Genomic DNA, 16,777 nt, shown 5'->3' with positions numbered 1-16,777 from the left:
CCGTCAGAGAAAGGGAAACTCTATGGAACTGCCGCTCTCCCCCATCACGCAAACCAAGTTGGCTCAATCTTTCAGCCCCAGAGAAGGTGAAACCCGTCTGGGTCAGAAAGTGCGCCTGCTGCCAGGCGCGGCGAGCTATATGGATGCGCTGACTCAGGCCAAAGCCGCAGGCGCCCGTTTTGCCATCATAGGTATCAAGGAAGATCTTGGGCCCAGAGCTAATCTGGGACAAGGCGGCGCCAACCAGGCCTTTGACGCCATGTTGCCGGCGCTGCTTAACCTGCAGTCCAACCGCTTTTTAAGTGGTGAAGAATGCCTGCTGCTGGGGGAGATCATCCCAGTTGCCAATGCTGCCCATGATTGTCAGCAACTCAGACAAGAGGTGGAGTCGCTGGATCAGCAGGTTATAGAGGCCCTAACCCCGGTTTTTGCCGCCGGACTTGAGCCTATCGTCATCGGCGGTGGCCACAACAACGCTTTTGGCTTACTCAGCGCCGCCCGGGCGGCATTATCCAAGCCGCTGGCAGCGGTCAACCTGGATCCTCATTCAGACTTCAGGTTGCGGGAAGGCCGCCACAGTGGCAATGGTTTCAGTTATGCGGCGGCCAACGGCGCCCTGGGGCATTATCATGTGCTCGGGCTGCATGAACTGAAAAACAGTGAAGCCAATCTGGAACAACTTACGGCATTTGGTGGCAGCTGGCACAGCCTGCAGCAGATTTGGGTACGTCGCGAGCTGAGCTTGGAGAAGGCTCTGAGCGATATTGCCCGCCAGCTGCGTCATACGGGGCTGCCGGTAGCCATAGAGCTGGATCTGGATGCCATAACCCAGATGCCCTCCAGTGCCTCAACCGTTGCCGGTATTCCTTTGTTGGATGCGGCGCATTATGTCAGCCATATGGCGCGCCACACCCAAAGTGTTTATCTGCATCTGGCAGAAGGTGCCCCGGCATGCCACGATGCAGGCCTGGCCGCAGGCTATAAGACCGTGGGTCAGTGCCTTGCCGAACTAATTTACGCCTACCTACAGGCCAAACAGGTCTGAATGCAACTCCACTCTTTTTGCTTTAGCGACGCCAAGCTTGCCTATGCCCGAATGGGCAGGAAGACACAGCGAAGTTCAGCCGCCATCGGCAATGCTATGGCGGCTGGGGCTATTCACCCCCGGCGGATATTGTGGTCTAATGCGCAGTCTGGCCACGAGGCCAACAGCGTTTTTTACTGCGGCGATCACAGCTTGGCCGCGCAAAGATTCAGCAAGCCGCACCAATAGCTTACACTCGCTGCAATACAAGTTAGTCATAGGAATACACTGATGTCTGAAGGCTCACCAAAGAGTACACATTTCGGGTATAAAACTGTCGAAGCTGAAAAGAAGGCCGACCTGGTAGCCGGAGTCTTCCATTCCGTTGCCGCTAAATACGACATCATGAACGATGTCGCTTCCTTTGGTATCCATAGATTCTGGAAACGCTTCACCATAGAGTGCGCCGGTGCCCGTCCGGGAATGAAGGTATTGGATCTGGCCGGTGGCACAGGTGATTTGACCGCCAAATTCTCGCACCTGGTGGGTGACAAGGGCCAGGTTATTCTGGCGGATATCAATGATTCCATGCTCAAAGTTGGCCGCAGCAAACTACGCGACAAGGGCATTGTGGGCAACGTCAATTACGTACAGGCCAACGCCGAAGCGCTGCCATTTCCGGACAATCACTTCGATATCATCACCATCGCCTTTGGCCTGCGTAATGTGACCGACAAAGACGCGGCGCTGCGCTCAATGCAACGAGTGCTCAAGCCGGGTGGTAAATTGTTGGTATTGGAGTTCTCCAAGCCACAGCATGAGATCATGCGCAAGGCCTATGATCTGTATTCATTCAAGATCCTGCCCAAGATGGGTCAGTTGGTTGCCAAAGATGCCGACAGCTACGAATATCTGGCCGAGTCCATCCGTATGCACCCGGATCAGGAAACTCTGAAGCAGATGATGCTGGACGCCGGCCTGGAGCAGGTGGATTACATCAATATGACCGACGGCGTAGTGGCTCTGCATCGAGGCTATAAGTTCTGAGATGAATGAGCTGAACCTGACATCCCAGTGGCGGCTGTTGTGCTGCGCCGCCCTGGAGATGGCACTAGAGAAAGTCACCGACCAAGCCGAAGACGAATATGCTCGGCTGAAATCGCTGCACGGTAAAGTCCTGTGTCTGCAGCTCAGTCAACTAAATTGGCCGCTTTATCTGGTGTTTGCCAAGAAAATTCAGGTGCTTTCCAGCTATGAGGGCGAGGTGGCGGTAACCGTCAAGGCCGATGCCACCACTCTCTATCGCCTGGGCGAAGGCGAGAGTCTCACCGAGCTTATCAAGCAAGATAAGCTGGTCATCGAAGGGGAACTCGCTCTGCTGCAAACATTCAGCCATTTTCTGCAACAGGTCAGATTCGACTTTGCCGAGCCTTTGTCCCGTTATCTGGGCGATGCCCCGACGCATATATTATTGAGCGGTCTGGAGCGCGCCAGGGCAGATTTAAGCCGGGTGTTTAACAAGACCCAGTCCCATCTGGCGCAATTAACCACCGAAGAGTACAAATTAGCCCCTCATCGGCTTGAATTTATTCACCATTGCGACAAAATTGACGAGCTTGCGGCCGCCACGGACGCCTTAGAACAACGACTCGCCAATTTGAAGGACAAGAAAAGCCCATGAGTTTCGCCAGTATCAAGAGAGGATATCAGGTTATCAGCATTGCCCTGCATTATGGTTTGGACGAGCTGTTGCCGAAAAAGTTGACCCCTTGGTACTTTAAACTCTGGCGTCGCAGTCTGTTTTGGCTGCGCAACAAACATAAATCCAAGGCCGGTGGTGAACGTCTGAAACTGGCTATGCAAGAGTTGGGGCCGGTTTATATCAAGTTCGGCCAGATGCTCTCCACCCGTCGCGATCTGCTCAGTGATGAATGGGCCCATGAATTGGCCATGTTGCAGGACAGAGTCCCGCCATTTGACTCCAAGCTGGCACGAGAAGCTATTGAGGCCGAGCTCAAAGCCCCCATAGAAACCCTGTTTGACGACTTTGACGATACCCCGCTGGCCTCGGCATCTATTTCCCAAGTGCATACGGCAACGCTCAAGTCCAACGGCAAACCTGTGGTCCTCAAGGTATTACGCCCCAATGTAGAGCAAAACATTCTCGCCGACCTACAGCTGATGAGCCAGAGTGCCAAGCTGCTGGAAACCATTCTCGGCCCGGATAACCGCCTGCGCCCGGCCGAAGTGGTGGAAGACTACCGCACTACCATTTTGGGGGAGCTCAACCTTAAACTGGAAGCGCTCAATACAGTCAAGCTGCGCAACAATTTTATCGACTCCAACGCCCTCTATATTCCCTATGTTTATGAAGAACTGAGCTATCAGCGCTTGATGGTGATGGAACGTATCGAGGGGATCCCGGTGTCGGACATCGCCGCGCTCAAGGCCCAGGGCACCAACCTCAAGCTGTTGGCCGAGCGTGGGGTGGAACTCTTCTTTACCCAGGTATTTCGCGATAACTTTTTCCACGCCGACATGCACCCGGGCAACATCTTTATTTCCCGTGAGCACCCGGAAGATCCTTTCTATATAGGTCTGGACTGCGGCATTATGGGAACACTTAACGACACGGATAAACGCTATCTGGCAGAAAACTTTCTCGCCTTTTTCAACCGTGATTACCGCCGTATCGCCCAACTATATGTGGAATCCGGTTGGGTTTCAGCCGATACCGACATTCAGGCCTTTGAGCAAGCGGTTAAAGTGGTGTGTGAACCCATGTTCAACAAGCCGCTGGATGAGATCTCCTTCGGCCATGTGCTGCTGGAACTGTTTCGCACCGCCCGCCGCTTCCATATAGTGGTACAGCCGCAGTTGGTCTTGCTGGAAAAGACCTTGCTCTATATCGAAGGCTTGGGACGTCAGCTTTATCCTCAACTGGATTTGTGGCAAACGGCCAAGCCTTTCCTTGAGCAGTGGATGGCAGAACAGGTCGGCCCCAAGGCAATGTTCAAAAAAGTGCAAACACAATTGCCCTTCTGGTCTGATAAACTTCCAGAGATTCCGGAACTGATATATGACAATCTGAAGCTGGGGCGTAATCTCCTTGGAGCTCAGCAGCAGATGTTGGATAAGTATCTTAAACACCAGCAAAAAGCACACAAGAGTAATTATTTGTTAATCACATCCGCAATTTTGTTGATCTGTGGCACGATTTCACTCAGTCAGGACGCTACACTGTGGCCGTCCTATGTCAGTATTGGGGTCGGAGCAATCCTATGGTTTGTTGGATGGCGATCCAGGCCTAAAATTAAGAAATTTTAATTAGTACATTTTAATTAAAGGTTCATAATTGAACCAAGATTATCTAAGAGGAAACCTTCATGGGTGGTATCAGTATTTGGCAACTTCTCATCATCGCGTTAATTGTAGTGCTGCTGTTCGGCACCAAGAAGCTGCGTTCACTGGGCGGCGACCTCGGCGGAGCAGTTAAAGGATTTAAAAATGCCATGTCCAGTGACGAGGACAAGAAGGCCATCGAGGACACTTCTGCACAGAACACTCAGGCAGACCCCAAAGCACAGGCGACTGATAAGAAGCCTGAGTCCAAGGACAAAGAACAGGCGTAATTCCCTATGTTCGATGGTATCGGCTTTATGGAGCTGCTGCTCATCGGGGTATTGGGGCTGGTCGTTCTCGGCCCCGAACGTCTCCCGGTAGCGGTACGTTCAATTACCGGCTGGATCCGTGCCATGAAACGCATGGCTAATTCGGTCAAAGATGAACTTGAGCAGGAGCTCAAGATCGAGCAGTTACATGCAGACCTGAAGAAGGCCGAGAGCAAGGGCCTCAGCAATCTGTCTCCGGAACTGCAGGAATCTATCGATCAACTGAGAGAGGCGGCCCAATCGGTTAACCGTCCCTATCAGGTTGAAGACAGCAAATCTCCAGCCCAGGAATCCCCCAAGGCAGAAGCCGCTGTCGAGGAGAAAACACCTGCCACCGAGACGGCTCCCAAGCCGACAGGTACTGACACTAAATAATGGGTAACGCATGTCGCAACAGCAGCCATTAATCAGCCACTTGCTTGAACTGCGCACTAAACTGCTCAAAGCCATTGCAAGTGTGCTTATCGTGTTTATTGCCCTGGTTTACTGGGCCAATGATATCTATCACTATATGGCGATCCCATTGATGCAGTCTTTGCCGGATACCGGCAGTATGATTGCAACGGATGTGGCCGCGCCGTTTTTTGCTCCCTTTAAACTAACACTGGTACTGTCTTTTTTTATTGCGGTGCCCTATGTGCTATTTCAGATCTGGTCCTTTGTCGCGCCCGGACTGTATAAACATGAAAAACGTCTGGTAGTTCCGCTCTTATTCAGTAGTACTCTGCTGTTTTATTTGGGGATCGCCTTTGCCTACTATGTAGTATTCCCGGTCGTATTCGGCTTCTTTACCAGTGTGGCTCCGGAAGGGGTTCAGGTAGCAACCGATATCAGCAGTTATCTGAGCTTTATTCTGAAGCTGTTCTTTGCCTTTGGTTTGGCATTCGAGATCCCGGTCGCCGTGATTTTGTTGTGCTGGGCCGGTGTCACGACTCCGGAAGACCTAAGAGCTAAACGCCCCTATATCGTTGTCGGTGCCTTTGTGGTGGGCATGATGCTAACACCGCCTGATGTCATCTCTCAGACTATGCTGGCCGTGCCAATGCTGTTATTGTTTGAAGGTGGACTCTTGGCTGCCCGTTTTTACAGCAAGGCTTCGGATGAATCAGACGAGGATGAAACCGAAGAAAAACAGGCATAATCAGCAGGCAGCAAGGGCAATAACAAGAATAAAAGAAGGATGATATTCATGCGTTTAACCTGGATTGCTGCCTCTACTGCTGCACTGCTTTGTTTTCAGGCTCAGGCCGGTATCGAGCAGGAATTGGCTCAATGTGCCTCCCTAACTGATAAACTCGACCGGCTCATCTGCTACGATGAGCTGGCTGCCAAAGTCTCTCATGTAAAAGCCAGCCAAGTTAGTGCTGCCGAAGCAACCACTGTAGTTGCCGCTGCGCCTGTGGCCAAGAGTGTTCAGGCCGATCCTGCGGCCGACTTCGGTGCCGATAACCTGGAATCCACTATCCAGACCAGCAAGAAAAATGAAGTTGCGAAGATTTTCCTGACCATCAGCGAGGTCGATAAAGACCCCTATGGTGCCCTCAAAATCAGCTTCAGTAACGGTCAGGTTTGGAAACAAACCGACAGCCGCAATTTCCGCCTGAAATCCGGGCAGAAGGTTTATATCGAAAAAGCCGCCTTAGGCTCATTCCTGTTGGGAACTGAAGGGCGCAACAGCACTATCAGGGTCAAGCGTCTGCAGTGAATCAATACCTGGATATCGCTGTCAATCTAATTGGCAGCCACCTGGAACAAGATCTCAATCGAGTTATCAATGAAGCGGCAGGCGAAGGCGTCTCGCCGCTTATCATTATTGGCAGCCATCTGGATGAAAGCCGAAGCTGCATCCAGGTTTGCCGGCAATATCCCCAAAAAGTCTACACCACAGTAGGTGTCCACCCTCATCATGCCAGCGAGTGGCAGACGAAGAGCGCCGCCGAACTGAAACAACTGGCCAGGCAACCGGGCGTGGTTGCCATAGGGGAATGCGGCCTGGACTACAACAGAGACTTTTCGCCGCGCCAGCAGCAACGCCAGGCCTTTGAGTCCCAGTTGGCTCTGGCGGTAGAACTGCAATACCCGGTACTGATGCATCAGCGCGACGCCCATGATGATTTTCTGGCTATTCTGGATGACTATCTGGAAGCCCTTCCGGCAGCGCTACTGCACTGCTTTACCGACAGCCCCAAACAGGCCGAAGACTATATTGCCAGGGATCTGTACCTGGGCGTAACAGGTTGGGTTTGTGACGAACGCCGTGGACAAGATCTGGTCAGCGCTCTGCCATTAATCCCGGACAACAGATTATTACTGGAAACCGACAGTCCCTATCTACTGCCACGCAGCATGCGACCCAAGCCGAAATCGGGCCGCAATGAGCCCAAGTATCTGCCTTACATAGCCCAAGCTGTCGCCGACATCCGAGGTCAGTCGCTGGAGAGTCTTGCGCGCCAGTGCTTTAGCAACAGCTTGCGTTTCTTTAAGCTGGAGAGCATTCATGGCTAATGCCTACTCCATTCTATTGCTCTTCTTGAGTTTACTGTCTCTCACTCTTGCTGCCGAACCCAGAGTCGCGGTTTCTGCAACCGAAGGGCTGGATTTGGATCTGCGCCCCAGCACCCGAGTCACAGAGCAAGGCGCTGATAGTCGCCTCAACCAGGTACAGAATTTACCGGATACCGCCTGGCATCCAGCCAATGACTACAACTTTATCGAGATGGGCGCCGATGGCCTCTGGTTCAACTTCAGCCTTTATGCCAAAGAGCCGGGCCATTTCAACAGAATACTGGCCTTCAATAACCCCAGTACGGACAAGCTGGAGATCTACCACTACGTCGATGGTCGTCTCCAGCGTCAGCTAACATTGGGAGATACCCAGGCCTTTGGCCACAGAAGCATATTGAGTACCAGCTTCCTCTATGCCTTTAACATCAAGCAGCAGGAACAGCACCAATTCTGGCTCAAATTGACCACCGCCGGCAGCAGCTATCTGCCTATTCACCTTTGGGAGCCATACGCGCTGCTACAAAGCCAGGAAACCCGCAATATGCTCAATGGCATACAGTTAGGCGCCCTGGCCGCTATAGGCTTGTTTGCATTGTTTATCGCCCTAACAACCCGCTCCTTCAGTTACAGCTATTATGCCGGTTATGTATTGACCATGACGCTATTGGTTGCCTGCATCAATGGTACGGCCTTTCGCTATCTTTGGCCCAATGTGCCGCAGCTGCAACAATATGTTATCCCTTCGTTGGTCCCTCTGGTGATTGCCTTTGGGATACTCTTTACCGAGAAGGTATTACAGCTCAAATACCACAGTATCCGTATGTTGAGGGCCTGTCGCTATACGGCGGCCAGCGCCATACTGCTGATTTTCGCCACTATACTGCTTGATTACGCACTCGCCATCTATATTGAGATAGTCTCAGTCATGTCTGTGAGCCTGATGCTACTGTTTTTCAGCATATTGCAGGCGATACGCGGCAATAAACTCGCCAAACTCTACACAGTATCCTGGAGCGGGATGACGCTGGGGATCTTCGTATCCTGTTTCATGTATCTGGGTATTTTAAAGCTACCCCTGATGCCTCAAACGCCGGTGCTATTGGGGCTCACCTTCGAAGTCGTATTTATGGCGGCAGTGTTGGCGATACGCTACAACGATGAACGCAAAGCCAAGCAAAGAATTCAACAGGAAGCTCTGAGACAGGCGGAACGGATCCGCGAAGCCAGAGAAGAAACCCTTAGAATGGAAGCCGAGAGTAACGAGAAGCTGGAACGTATGGTACAAGAACGCACTCTGGAGCTGGAAATAGCGCTCAGAGAGCTGAATGAGGCCAACCAGAAGCTCACCGAAAAGGCCACTATAGATAGCCTTACCGGGGTCAAAAACCGCTCCACCTTCGACAAGCGTCTGCAGGCCGAAGGGCGCATCAGCCGCCGACAACAGACGCCGCTGGCACTGCTGATGCTGGACATAGACAGATTCAAGACCATTAACGACACCCATGGCCATTTGGCCGGCGATCAAACCCTTAAAAGTATTGCCAATACCCTCAAGAATATCCTCAGGCGCCCAAGTGATCTGGTATCACGTTTTGGTGGTGAGGAGTTTGCTATTATATTGCCTAATACTGATACTATCGGGGCCCTGAGTGTGGCAGAACAGATACGTCACGCCATCTCGGCCTTGGATGTCAGCTGGGATAAACAGACAATCCCTCTGACCGCCAGTATCGGCGTCAGTGTCGCCATTATAGAGTCGGATATGCACATCACCCAGTTGCTGGAGCAAGCCGACAAGGCACTGTATTGCGCCAAGAATTCAGGCAGGGATCAGGTCTACGCCTTTGATCCCGAGCAAGATACCCTTTCAGATCCAGCCAGGAGCCCAAAGTGAACATAATTACCAGTGCCTACCCACAGCGTCGTATGCGCCGTATGCGCAAGCATGAGTTCAGCCGCCGCCTGATGGCTGAGAACCTGTTGACAGTCAATGATCTCATCTACCCCATGTTTGTGCTCGAAGGTAACAAGCGTACCGAATCTGTAGCCTCCATGCCGGGCGTTGAGCGTTACAGCATAGATCTGCTGCTCAAAGAAGCCGAAGAGCTGGTAGAGCTGGGTATCCCTTTGATTGCCCTCTTCCCGGTAACACCGGCGGAGAAAAAGTCTCTGATGGCCGAAGAAGCCTACAATCCTGACGGTTTGGTGCAACGAGCCGTTCGAGAGCTCAAGGCCGAGTTCCCTCAATTGGGCGTGATGACAGATGTCGCACTGGATCCCTACACCACTCATGGACAAGACGGCATCATAGATGAGACCGGTTACATCATTAATGACATCACCACAGAAATTCTGGTGAAACAGGCACTGTCCCACGCCGCAGCCGGTGCAGATATGGTAGCCCCTTCAGATATGATGGATGGCCGCATAGGTGCCATACGTCAGGCACTCGAAGCCGCAGGCCACGTCAACACTCAGATTATGGCTTATAGCGCCAAGTATTCCTCCAACTACTATGGCCCCTTCCGCGATGCGGTCGGCTCTGCCGGCAACCTCAAAGGCGGTAACAAGCACAGCTATCAAATGGATCCGGCCAACTCGGACGAAGCATTGCATGAAGTCGCCCTGGATATTCAGGAAGGCGCCGATATGGTGATGGTGAAGCCAGGCATGCCTTATTTGGATATAGTGCGCAGAGTCAAAACCGAACTGGGTGTACCGACTTTTGCCTATCAGGTCAGCGGTGAATACGCCATGCATATGGCAGCAATTCAAAACGGCTGGCTGGCAGAAAAAGCCATAGTGATGGAATCTTTGCTGTGCTTCAAACGTGCCGGCGCCGATGGCATTCTCACTTACTTTGCCAAGCAGGCCGCCCAATGGCTGAAAGACGCCAAGTAAATTGAACTCCAAAGCCGCCTTCAAGGCGGCTTTTTGTATTTGTCTCATTCCCGGCAAGAATCCACTCCCTCGTTGAAAAACCTCTTTGTTCAGATCAAAATTATTTAGTGATCTTGCTAACATACATAGTGTTTGTCTCTTTGCGATATCCCTCACCAATGGTTGAATCAAGGTATGGAGTCACCCCACCCGAGGTAGTATGATGTACCAGAATGTAAAAGCGTTACTCGCCACCACCGCGTTATTCTTCAGTTGCCAGGTTATGGCCAATGGCGGTTGTGGTTTCGAAGACAAACAGGAAGGCTTTATCGCCACCTGCAGCGAGGAGAAACAGGAAGTGATCTTAACGGGCGCAGTCGAAGCACAGAAACTGGTGACAGAATTACCCGAATTCAGCAGTGGCTATCAAAGTTATCAGGTAGAAGCAGAGGTATTGGCTCCAGTAAAAGCGGTCAAGAAAGCCACAGAAATTGTCGTCATCATAGGTACATGGTGCCCGGACTGCCACAGAGAAACACCGCGCTTTATCCGCATCATGGAGCAAGTAGCCAACCCTAATATCCAAGTGCGTTATATCGGGGTAGATCGCCAGAAACAGGATCCGGAAGGCTTGGCCGCTCAATATGACTTCCAGCGGATCCCAACCTTTATTGTGCTTCAGGATGGCAAAGAGATTGGCCGTATCGTTGAACGCCCGGAAGTATCTCTGGAGCAGGATCTAGCCAAGATCCTCGAGTAATCTTTCAAGCCACTATGCCGCGTAACCTAAGGTGCACTCGGACTGTAGCAACAAAAAAATGAGATAGTAAAAAGGACCTGGTTAAGGTCCTTTTTTAATTGTGCTTATTCTGCAAACTGCCGTTTGGCCAACATCTGCAGCACCCCTTCACGCAAAGCGCCGCCGGATAAATGCAGGCGTTCAATACCCAAAAGTTCAAACAGCGCCAGCAAGATGGCAACTCCGGATGCAAAGGTCGGCGCCCGCTCGGGACAAAGGCCACTTATGCTATCCAAAGTTAGGCTCTCCTGCGCAAGCAACTCCTGTTTCAACGACTCCAGTACCGTCAGGGTCAGGGTTTCCGACTCCTGCCTGTGCTGCAACACTTCAACCACTGACTGCACTGCTCCGGAAGCACCGACCACCGAATGCCAGCCCAGCGCTTTCAAAGTCGATTTGTGTTCAGCCAAGGCCTGCTCCACCTTGGCTCGCACATCGTCAAAGTCCAGCGGTTGCAGGGGGGCAGAGGTGAAAAAGCATTGATTATAGGTGACACAGCCTATGGGCAGACTGGTTTTAAACAGCACCTTTTCACCGTCACCCACAATAAACTCGGTACTGGCGCCACCTATATCTATCACTAGGCGTCGCCCTTCACCATGAGTGGTCGCCACCATGCCTTGATAGATAAGTTCGGCTTCGCGCATACCGCAGATGATCTCTATCGGGTGCCCCAATATTTGCAGGGCACGACGATTGAATTCATCTGAATTACTGATACATCGAAGAGTTGCGGTAGCAATAACAGCCACATTGGCATCACCAACTTGATGCTCGACAAGCATATTGGCGAACATCGCCAGGCAATCGAGGCCTCGTTCGAATGCCGCCTGATTAAGACTGCCATCGGCCTCAATTCCCTCGGCCAACCTCACCTTACGTTTGTATTTGGCAAGAACCTTGGGCTGGCCGCCGACGGTACGGGCAACCAGCATATTGAAGCTATTGGAGCCAAGGGTTATGGCGGCGTAGGCGGGTTTCGGCATTCAGGAATGTCTGCGGGTCCTGTCGTGACGAGGTGGACGACCACCGCTACGATGAGCTCCCTGAGGACGTCCCTGACCGCGATCGCGGGTATTACGCGGTCCGGCATGCTTACGATGGATACGAACCGGTGCAGGAATATCATCGAGCAAGGCTTCGGCATCGTAAGAGGTTACCGGAATCGAGTGCTTGATATAGTCTTCGATAGCCGGCAGGTTGAGGGCGTATTCTTCACAGGCAAAGCTGACTGAAACCCCTTTGGCACCGGCGCGGCCGGTACGACCGATACGGTGAACATAGTCTTCACAGTCATCAGGCAGGTCGAAGTTATAGACATGGGACACATCAGAAATATGCAGGCCACGGGCTGCGACGTCTGTGGCCACCAAAATATCCAGATCACCCTTGGTGAACTGCTCCAGGATCTTAAGACGTTTCTTCTGTGGCACGTCACCGGTCAGCAGACCGACTCTGTGACCATCTCCTTCGAGCCAGCCCCAGAGGTTCTCACACTGATGCTTGGTGTTGGCAAAGACTATCGCCTTATCCGGCCAATCTTCCTCTATCAGGGTAAGCAGCAGTGGGATCTTGTCCTTCATCGAAGGATAGAACAGCTCTTCCTTGATGTTTTTTGAGGTCTTCTCTTCCGGTGCAATTTCGACTTTGACCGGATCATTCATATGGTCATAAGCCAGCTCCTGCACCTTCATCGACAAGGTAGCCGAGAACAGCATGTTGAGCCTGTCTTTGGCATCCGGCATACGGCGGAACAGGAAGCGAATGTCTTTGATAAAGCCCAGATCAAACATGCGATCCGCTTCATCCAACACTACCGCCTGAATGGAACTGAGGTTGATAACCCCTTGACGCACATAATCTATAATGCGTCCTGTAGTACCAATCAGGATATCCACGCCCTTGTCCAGCACCTTGCGCTGGGCATCATAGCCTTCGCCGCCATAGACAATCCCCACCTTGAGTTTGGTGTGTTTGGACAGCAAGGTGGCATCTTTGGCTATCTGAATCGCCAGTTCCCGGGTTGGTGCCATAATGATGGCTCTGGGCTGATTAAGTTGGCGTTCGGCGGGAATATCGGTTGAAAGTAAATGGTTAAAAGTTGCTACCAGAAAGGCCAGGGTCTTGCCCGTACCTGTCTGCGCCTGACCGGCGATATCCTTGCCCTGCAAAAGTACCGGCAGGGAAAGTGCCTGAATAGGCGTACAATATTCGAAACCGTTTTCTGCAAGCGCCTGAATTACTTCAGGATGTAGTGGCAGTTCGGCAAATTTTTGTTGAGATAAATGTGTTTCGCTCATAGCGCAAGCATACCAGTTAGGGTTGCAATAAGATACTCGATCGTTTGAAATAGCGACAAGAAAAAAACGGTGACTTGAATTGCCGTTAATCCAACCCAATATACAGGTTAAGCCATTAACAGACCAGTAATGGCAACCCAACTGGAGAACATCATGAGCGATAAAATTGTGTACCTGAGCGACGACAGCTTTGAAAATGACGTCCTGAAATCAGAACTGCCTGTATTGGTAGACTTCTGGGCCGAGTGGTGTGGCCCATGTAAAATGATCGCTCCCATCCTGGACGATGTTGCCGAAGAATACGCTGGCAAACTGACCATCGCCAAATTAAACATAGATCAGAACAACGCTTCACCTGTTAAATACGGTGTTCGCAGTATTCCTACCCTGTTGCTGTTCAAAAACGGTGAACTGGTTGCCAATCAAGTTGGCGCCCTGTCCAAGACTCAGTTGAAAGAGTTCATCGACGCCCAGATTTGATCACTCAAATCAAATAAGTGACACCCGGCACGCCCTAGAAATAAAAATGTGCCGGGTTCAGTTAAACTTCTGGACGCCCTGTCCTGATAGTGCTACTTTAATAACCAGATTCTTTCTACTAACCCACTTCTCGCTGTTCAATCAACATCCATCAAGTCCAATTTGAGAGATTGAGCGCGTAAGCTTTGTCGCGTGAAACAAGACCCACCAAAAATGAATTTAACTGAATTAAAAAACAAGTCTATTGCAGACTTAGTCGCACTGGCCGAAGAAATGAAGCTGGAGAATATGGCTCGTGCCCGCAAGCAGGATATCATCTTCTCTATATTGAAAGCCCATGCCAAGAGTGGTGAAGACATCTTCGGCGGCGGCGTTCTGGAAATACTTCAGGATGGATTTGGTTTCCTGCGCAGTTCCGATGGTTCGTATCTGGCCGGTCCCGATGATATTTATGTTTCGCCAAGCCAGATCCGTCGTTTCAACATGCGAACGGGTGACACGATTTTCGGCAAAATACGTCCCCCAAAAGAAGGCGAACGCTATTTTGCTCTGTTGAAAGTCAACGAAGTTAACTTCGACAAGCCTGAAAACTCCCGCAACAAGATCCTGTTTGAAAACCTTACCCCACTGCATGCAGAAGAACGTCTGCGTATGGAACGTGGTAACGGTTCCACCGAAGACATCACCGCCCGAATTCTGGACCTCTGCTCACCCGTGGGTAAAGGCCAGCGTGGTCTGATTGTTGCGCCACCCAAAGCCGGTAAGACTCTGCTGCTGCAGAACATTGCCCAGTCCATCACCTATAACAACCCTGAAGTGGTGTTGATGGTACTGCTGATCGACGAACGTCCTGAAGAAGTGACCGAAATGCAGCGTCTGGTTCAAGGTGAAGTGATCGCTTCCACCTTCGATGAGCCTGCAAGCCGTCACGTACAAGTTGCAGAGATGGTTATCGAAAAGGCCAAGCGCCTGGTTGAACACAAGAAAGACGTAGTGATCCTGCTGGACTCTATCACCCGTCTGGCTCGTGCTTACAACACGGTTGTACCTTCATCCGGTAAGGTACTGACAGGTGGTGTAGATGCCAACGCACTGCACAGACCCAAGCGTTTCTTCGGTGCTGCCCGTAATATCGAAAACGGTGGCAGCCTGACTATTATCGCCACTGCGCTTATCGATACCGGCTCCAAGATGGACGAAGTAATTTACGAAGAGTTCAAGGGTACAGGTAACCAGGAACTGCATCTGTCACGCAAGGCCGCTGAGAAGCGAGTATTCCCTGCCATTGATTTCAACCGCAGTGGTACCCGCCGTGAAGAGAAACTGACCACGCCGGATGAGCTGCAGAAAATGTGGATCCTGCGTAAGATCCTCAATCCTATGGATGAAGTCAGCGCGATGGAATTCTTGATCGACAAACTGGCAATGACCAAGACCAATGAAGAGTTCTTCACTGCGATGAAGCGCACCAAGTCTTGATGCAAAAGGCAACGGTCCTCATAGGACCGTTCCTACTCTGAAATCCATTAACACCATTCAGTCAAAGTTTGCTTAACTGAATGGTGTTATGTCAAACAGGTTGAATCTTACAGGTCGAGTGCCAAGATTTTCGAGCGGCGCTGGTAGTTGTAAAGCTGCTTCTTCTTGTTAGGCAAAGCATCCACCTCCACCAATTCAAAACCATGCTCAAGGAACCAGTGAATACTACGGGTCGTCAACGCGAATAACCTGGAGTAACCACGTACCTTGGCCTGGCCTATGATGTTTTGCAGCAGCAAGCTACCGCGATCGGCATCGCGATAGTCAGGGTGTACCACCAAACAGGCAAATTCGCCGGCATTATCCTCTTCAAAGGGATAAAGCGCCGCACAGCCTATCACCAAGCCATCACGCTCAATAAGCATAAACTGCTCTACCTCTATCTCCAGTTGTTCGCGGGAGCGACGCACCAGGATACCCTGCTCTTCCAACGGGCGGATCAGGTTGAGTATGCCGCCAATGTCGGCAATGGATGCACGCCGTAAGCGCTCGGCACTCTCAGTGACTATCTGGGTACCTATACCTTCACGAGAAAACAATTCCTGCAACAGGGCGCCATCTTCCAGATAGCTGACCAAATGGCAACGGGGTACGCCACTGCGACAGGCATCAATACTGGCCTTGAGAAACGCCATGGTGCCGACGCAACCTTCACCTTGACCAGCCAGTTTATCGAGAATTTTCTGGGCATCGTTGGGCATCAGCTCGGCAATCACATCACCATTACGGTCCAAAATACCGTTCTGGGAGCTGAAACCTATCATCTTGTCGGCTTTGAGCTTGATTGCTACTTGAGTCGCTACCTCTTCAGCAGTGAGGTTAAAGCTCTCGCCGGTGACCGAAGCAGCTATCGGCCCCATCAGGATGATGCAGTTATTTTCCAATTGCCGCTTAAGCCCTTGAACATCAATACGGCGCACCTTGCCGGAGAGGCAATAGTCAATGCCATTGTCGACCCCCAAAGGCTGGGCGATGACAAAATTACCGCTAACCACATTGATCTGAGCTCCCTGCATAGGTGTGTTCGACAAGCTCATGGACAACCTGGCTGTAATATCAAACTGCAAAGAACCAGCCACCTGCTTAATCAGCTTGAGAGTGGCTTCGTCGGTGATCCGTACACCTTGATGATAGGCGGGCTCAATCTGATGATGAGCCAAGGATTCATCTATCTGCGGCCGGGCGCCATAAACCAATACCACCTTGATCCCCAGGCTATGCAGCAAAGCAACATCATTGATGATGGAACGAAACTTAGGCTGAGCCAGCGCCTCCCCTCCTAACATCACAACAAATGTCTTACCCCTGTGAGCATTGACATAGGGAGCAGAATGACGAAAACCATCAACCAATTCTGTGGTACGCACCTTGGGATTTACCTCACACTCGTTAAAACCGGCAGAAATGAATGCCACACCTGTGGCACGAACAATATGTTAATGCATTTAAATTCACTTAAAAAGCATTTATTTTCACATGCAGTTATTTTAAGCCCTAACCATTCACAAGCAGGAGAAGCAATCTCCAAATGCTTTTCCCAAAGACCACTATCGAGTCAATATTCGCAGCCAGGGTTCCA

The 16,777-nt window shown here is 51.3% G+C and carries 17 protein-coding genes; 14 read left to right on the top strand and 3 right to left on the bottom strand.

The window, feature by feature from the left end:
- Positions 1-22: 22 nt before the first annotated feature.
- From SIL79_RS09275 to SIL79_RS09220, 12 genes are all read left to right on the top strand, one after another.
- On the top strand, positions 23-1,045 hold the full coding sequence (locus tag SIL79_RS09275; protein WP_319619194.1) for a formimidoylglutamase: 1,023 nt from the start codon (positions 23-25) through the stop codon (positions 1,043-1,045).
- A gap of 270 nt (positions 1,046-1,315) precedes the next feature.
- Positions 1,316-2,071: a bifunctional demethylmenaquinone methyltransferase/2-methoxy-6-polyprenyl-1,4-benzoquinol methylase UbiE gene (gene ubiE, locus SIL79_RS09270; protein WP_039034062.1), complete on the top strand. Its 756-nt coding sequence runs from the start codon at positions 1,316-1,318 to the stop codon at positions 2,069-2,071.
- A gap of 1 nt (position 2,072) precedes the next feature.
- Complete coding sequence (locus SIL79_RS09265; protein ID WP_039034061.1) at positions 2,073-2,705, top strand: ubiquinone biosynthesis accessory factor UbiJ; 633 nt, start codon at positions 2,073-2,075, stop codon at positions 2,703-2,705.
- Positions 2,702-4,351 carry a ubiquinone biosynthesis regulatory protein kinase UbiB gene (ubiB, locus tag SIL79_RS09260; RefSeq protein ID WP_162206873.1) on the top strand — a complete coding sequence of 550 codons (1,650 nt, stop codon included), beginning with the start codon at positions 2,702-2,704 and terminating at the stop codon, positions 4,349-4,351. The genes SIL79_RS09265 and ubiB overlap by 4 nt, the downstream gene beginning before the upstream one ends.
- A gap of 59 nt (positions 4,352-4,410) precedes the next feature.
- Positions 4,411-4,656, top strand: a complete 246-nt coding sequence (gene tatA, locus SIL79_RS09255; protein ID WP_039034059.1) for a Sec-independent protein translocase subunit TatA — start codon at positions 4,411-4,413, stop codon at positions 4,654-4,656.
- 6 nt (positions 4,657-4,662) lie between these two features.
- Entirely contained in the window at positions 4,663-5,070 is a 408-nt protein-coding gene (gene tatB, locus SIL79_RS09250; RefSeq protein WP_071475672.1) for a Sec-independent protein translocase protein TatB, read from the top strand.
- A gap of 10 nt (positions 5,071-5,080) precedes the next feature.
- Positions 5,081-5,836, top strand: coding sequence for a twin-arginine translocase subunit TatC (gene tatC / locus SIL79_RS09245; RefSeq protein ID WP_039034057.1), 756 nt, complete (start codon positions 5,081-5,083; stop codon positions 5,834-5,836).
- Between the two features lie 48 nt (positions 5,837-5,884).
- Positions 5,885-6,400: a hypothetical protein gene (locus SIL79_RS09240; protein WP_039034056.1), complete on the top strand. Its 516-nt coding sequence runs from the start codon at positions 5,885-5,887 to the stop codon at positions 6,398-6,400.
- The gene (locus SIL79_RS09235) at positions 6,397-7,200 is read left to right on the top strand and encodes a TatD family hydrolase (protein ID WP_319619193.1); all 804 of its coding nucleotides are present in this window, start codon (positions 6,397-6,399) and stop codon (positions 7,198-7,200) included. Before SIL79_RS09240 ends, SIL79_RS09235 begins: the two co-directional genes overlap by 4 nt.
- On the top strand, positions 7,193-9,094 hold the full coding sequence (locus tag SIL79_RS09230) for a sensor domain-containing diguanylate cyclase (protein WP_319619192.1): 1,902 nt from the start codon (positions 7,193-7,195) through the stop codon (positions 9,092-9,094). Before SIL79_RS09235 ends, SIL79_RS09230 begins: the two co-directional genes overlap by 8 nt.
- The gene (gene hemB, locus SIL79_RS09225) at positions 9,091-10,101 is read left to right on the top strand and encodes a porphobilinogen synthase (RefSeq protein WP_039034053.1); all 1,011 of its coding nucleotides are present in this window, start codon (positions 9,091-9,093) and stop codon (positions 10,099-10,101) included. Before SIL79_RS09230 ends, hemB begins: the two co-directional genes overlap by 4 nt.
- Positions 10,102-10,303: 202 nt before the next feature.
- Positions 10,304-10,840, top strand: coding sequence for a thioredoxin family protein (locus SIL79_RS09220; protein WP_039034052.1), 537 nt, complete (start codon positions 10,304-10,306; stop codon positions 10,838-10,840).
- 104 nt (positions 10,841-10,944) lie between these two features.
- Here the strand turns inward: SIL79_RS09220 and SIL79_RS09215 are convergent, their stop codons facing one another.
- Positions 10,945-11,865 carry a Ppx/GppA phosphatase family protein gene (locus tag SIL79_RS09215; protein ID WP_039034051.1) on the bottom strand — a complete coding sequence of 307 codons (921 nt, stop codon included), beginning with the start codon at positions 11,863-11,865 and terminating at the stop codon, positions 10,945-10,947.
- Positions 11,866-13,179: an ATP-dependent RNA helicase RhlB gene (gene rhlB, locus SIL79_RS09210; protein WP_039034050.1), complete on the bottom strand. Its 1,314-nt coding sequence runs from the start codon at positions 13,177-13,179 to the stop codon at positions 11,866-11,868. It abuts the gene before it with no gap.
- 153 nt (positions 13,180-13,332) lie between these two features.
- On the opposite strand from rhlB, the gene trxA reads away from it, so the two are divergent.
- Both trxA and rho read left to right on the top strand, forming a co-directional pair.
- Positions 13,333-13,659: a thioredoxin TrxA gene (trxA, locus tag SIL79_RS09205; RefSeq protein ID WP_025011563.1), complete on the top strand. Its 327-nt coding sequence runs from the start codon at positions 13,333-13,335 to the stop codon at positions 13,657-13,659.
- 213 nt (positions 13,660-13,872) lie between these two features.
- Complete coding sequence (gene rho, locus SIL79_RS09200; RefSeq protein WP_039034049.1) at positions 13,873-15,138, top strand: transcription termination factor Rho; 1,266 nt, start codon at positions 13,873-13,875, stop codon at positions 15,136-15,138.
- Between the two features lie 107 nt (positions 15,139-15,245).
- Here rho and argA read toward each other — a convergent pair whose 3' ends face one another.
- Complete coding sequence (argA, locus tag SIL79_RS09195; protein ID WP_039034102.1) at positions 15,246-16,565, bottom strand: amino-acid N-acetyltransferase; 1,320 nt, start codon at positions 16,563-16,565, stop codon at positions 15,246-15,248.
- Between the last annotated feature and the right edge of the window lie 212 nt (positions 16,566-16,777).

The sequence above is a fragment of the Shewanella indica genome (assembly GCF_033842865.1).
GTDB classification, from domain to species: domain Bacteria; phylum Pseudomonadota; class Gammaproteobacteria; order Enterobacterales; family Shewanellaceae; genus Shewanella; species Shewanella indica.
This window is presented reverse-complemented; position numbering and strand designations above follow the sequence as displayed.

Bases quoted from the DNA above. Each gene is read 5' to 3' on its own strand.
- SIL79_RS09275 (WP_319619194.1), top strand. From the start codon at position 23: ATGGAACTGCCGCTCTCCCCCATCACGCAAACCAAGTTGGCTCAATCT.
- ubiE (WP_039034062.1), top strand. From the start codon at position 1,316: ATGTCTGAAGGCTCACCAAAGAGTACACATTTCGGGTATAAAACTGTC.
- SIL79_RS09265 (WP_039034061.1), top strand. From the start codon at position 2,073: ATGAATGAGCTGAACCTGACATCCCAGTGGCGGCTGTTGTGCTGCGCC.
- ubiB (WP_162206873.1), top strand. From the start codon at position 2,702: ATGAGTTTCGCCAGTATCAAGAGAGGATATCAGGTTATCAGCATTGCC.
- tatA (WP_039034059.1), top strand. From the start codon at position 4,411: ATGGGTGGTATCAGTATTTGGCAACTTCTCATCATCGCGTTAATTGTA.
- tatB (WP_071475672.1), top strand. From the start codon at position 4,663: ATGTTCGATGGTATCGGCTTTATGGAGCTGCTGCTCATCGGGGTATTG.
- tatC (WP_039034057.1), top strand. From the start codon at position 5,081: ATGTCGCAACAGCAGCCATTAATCAGCCACTTGCTTGAACTGCGCACT.
- SIL79_RS09240 (WP_039034056.1), top strand. From the start codon at position 5,885: ATGCGTTTAACCTGGATTGCTGCCTCTACTGCTGCACTGCTTTGTTTT.
- SIL79_RS09230 (WP_319619192.1), top strand. From the start codon at position 7,193: ATGGCTAATGCCTACTCCATTCTATTGCTCTTCTTGAGTTTACTGTCT.
- SIL79_RS09220 (WP_039034052.1), top strand. From the start codon at position 10,304: ATGTACCAGAATGTAAAAGCGTTACTCGCCACCACCGCGTTATTCTTC.
- SIL79_RS09215 (WP_039034051.1), bottom strand. From the start codon at position 11,865: ATGCCGAAACCCGCCTACGCCGCCATAACCCTTGGCTCCAATAGCTTC.
- rhlB (WP_039034050.1), bottom strand. From the start codon at position 13,179: ATGAGCGAAACACATTTATCTCAACAAAAATTTGCCGAACTGCCACTA.
- trxA (WP_025011563.1), top strand. From the start codon at position 13,333: ATGAGCGATAAAATTGTGTACCTGAGCGACGACAGCTTTGAAAATGAC.
- rho (WP_039034049.1), top strand. From the start codon at position 13,873: ATGAATTTAACTGAATTAAAAAACAAGTCTATTGCAGACTTAGTCGCA.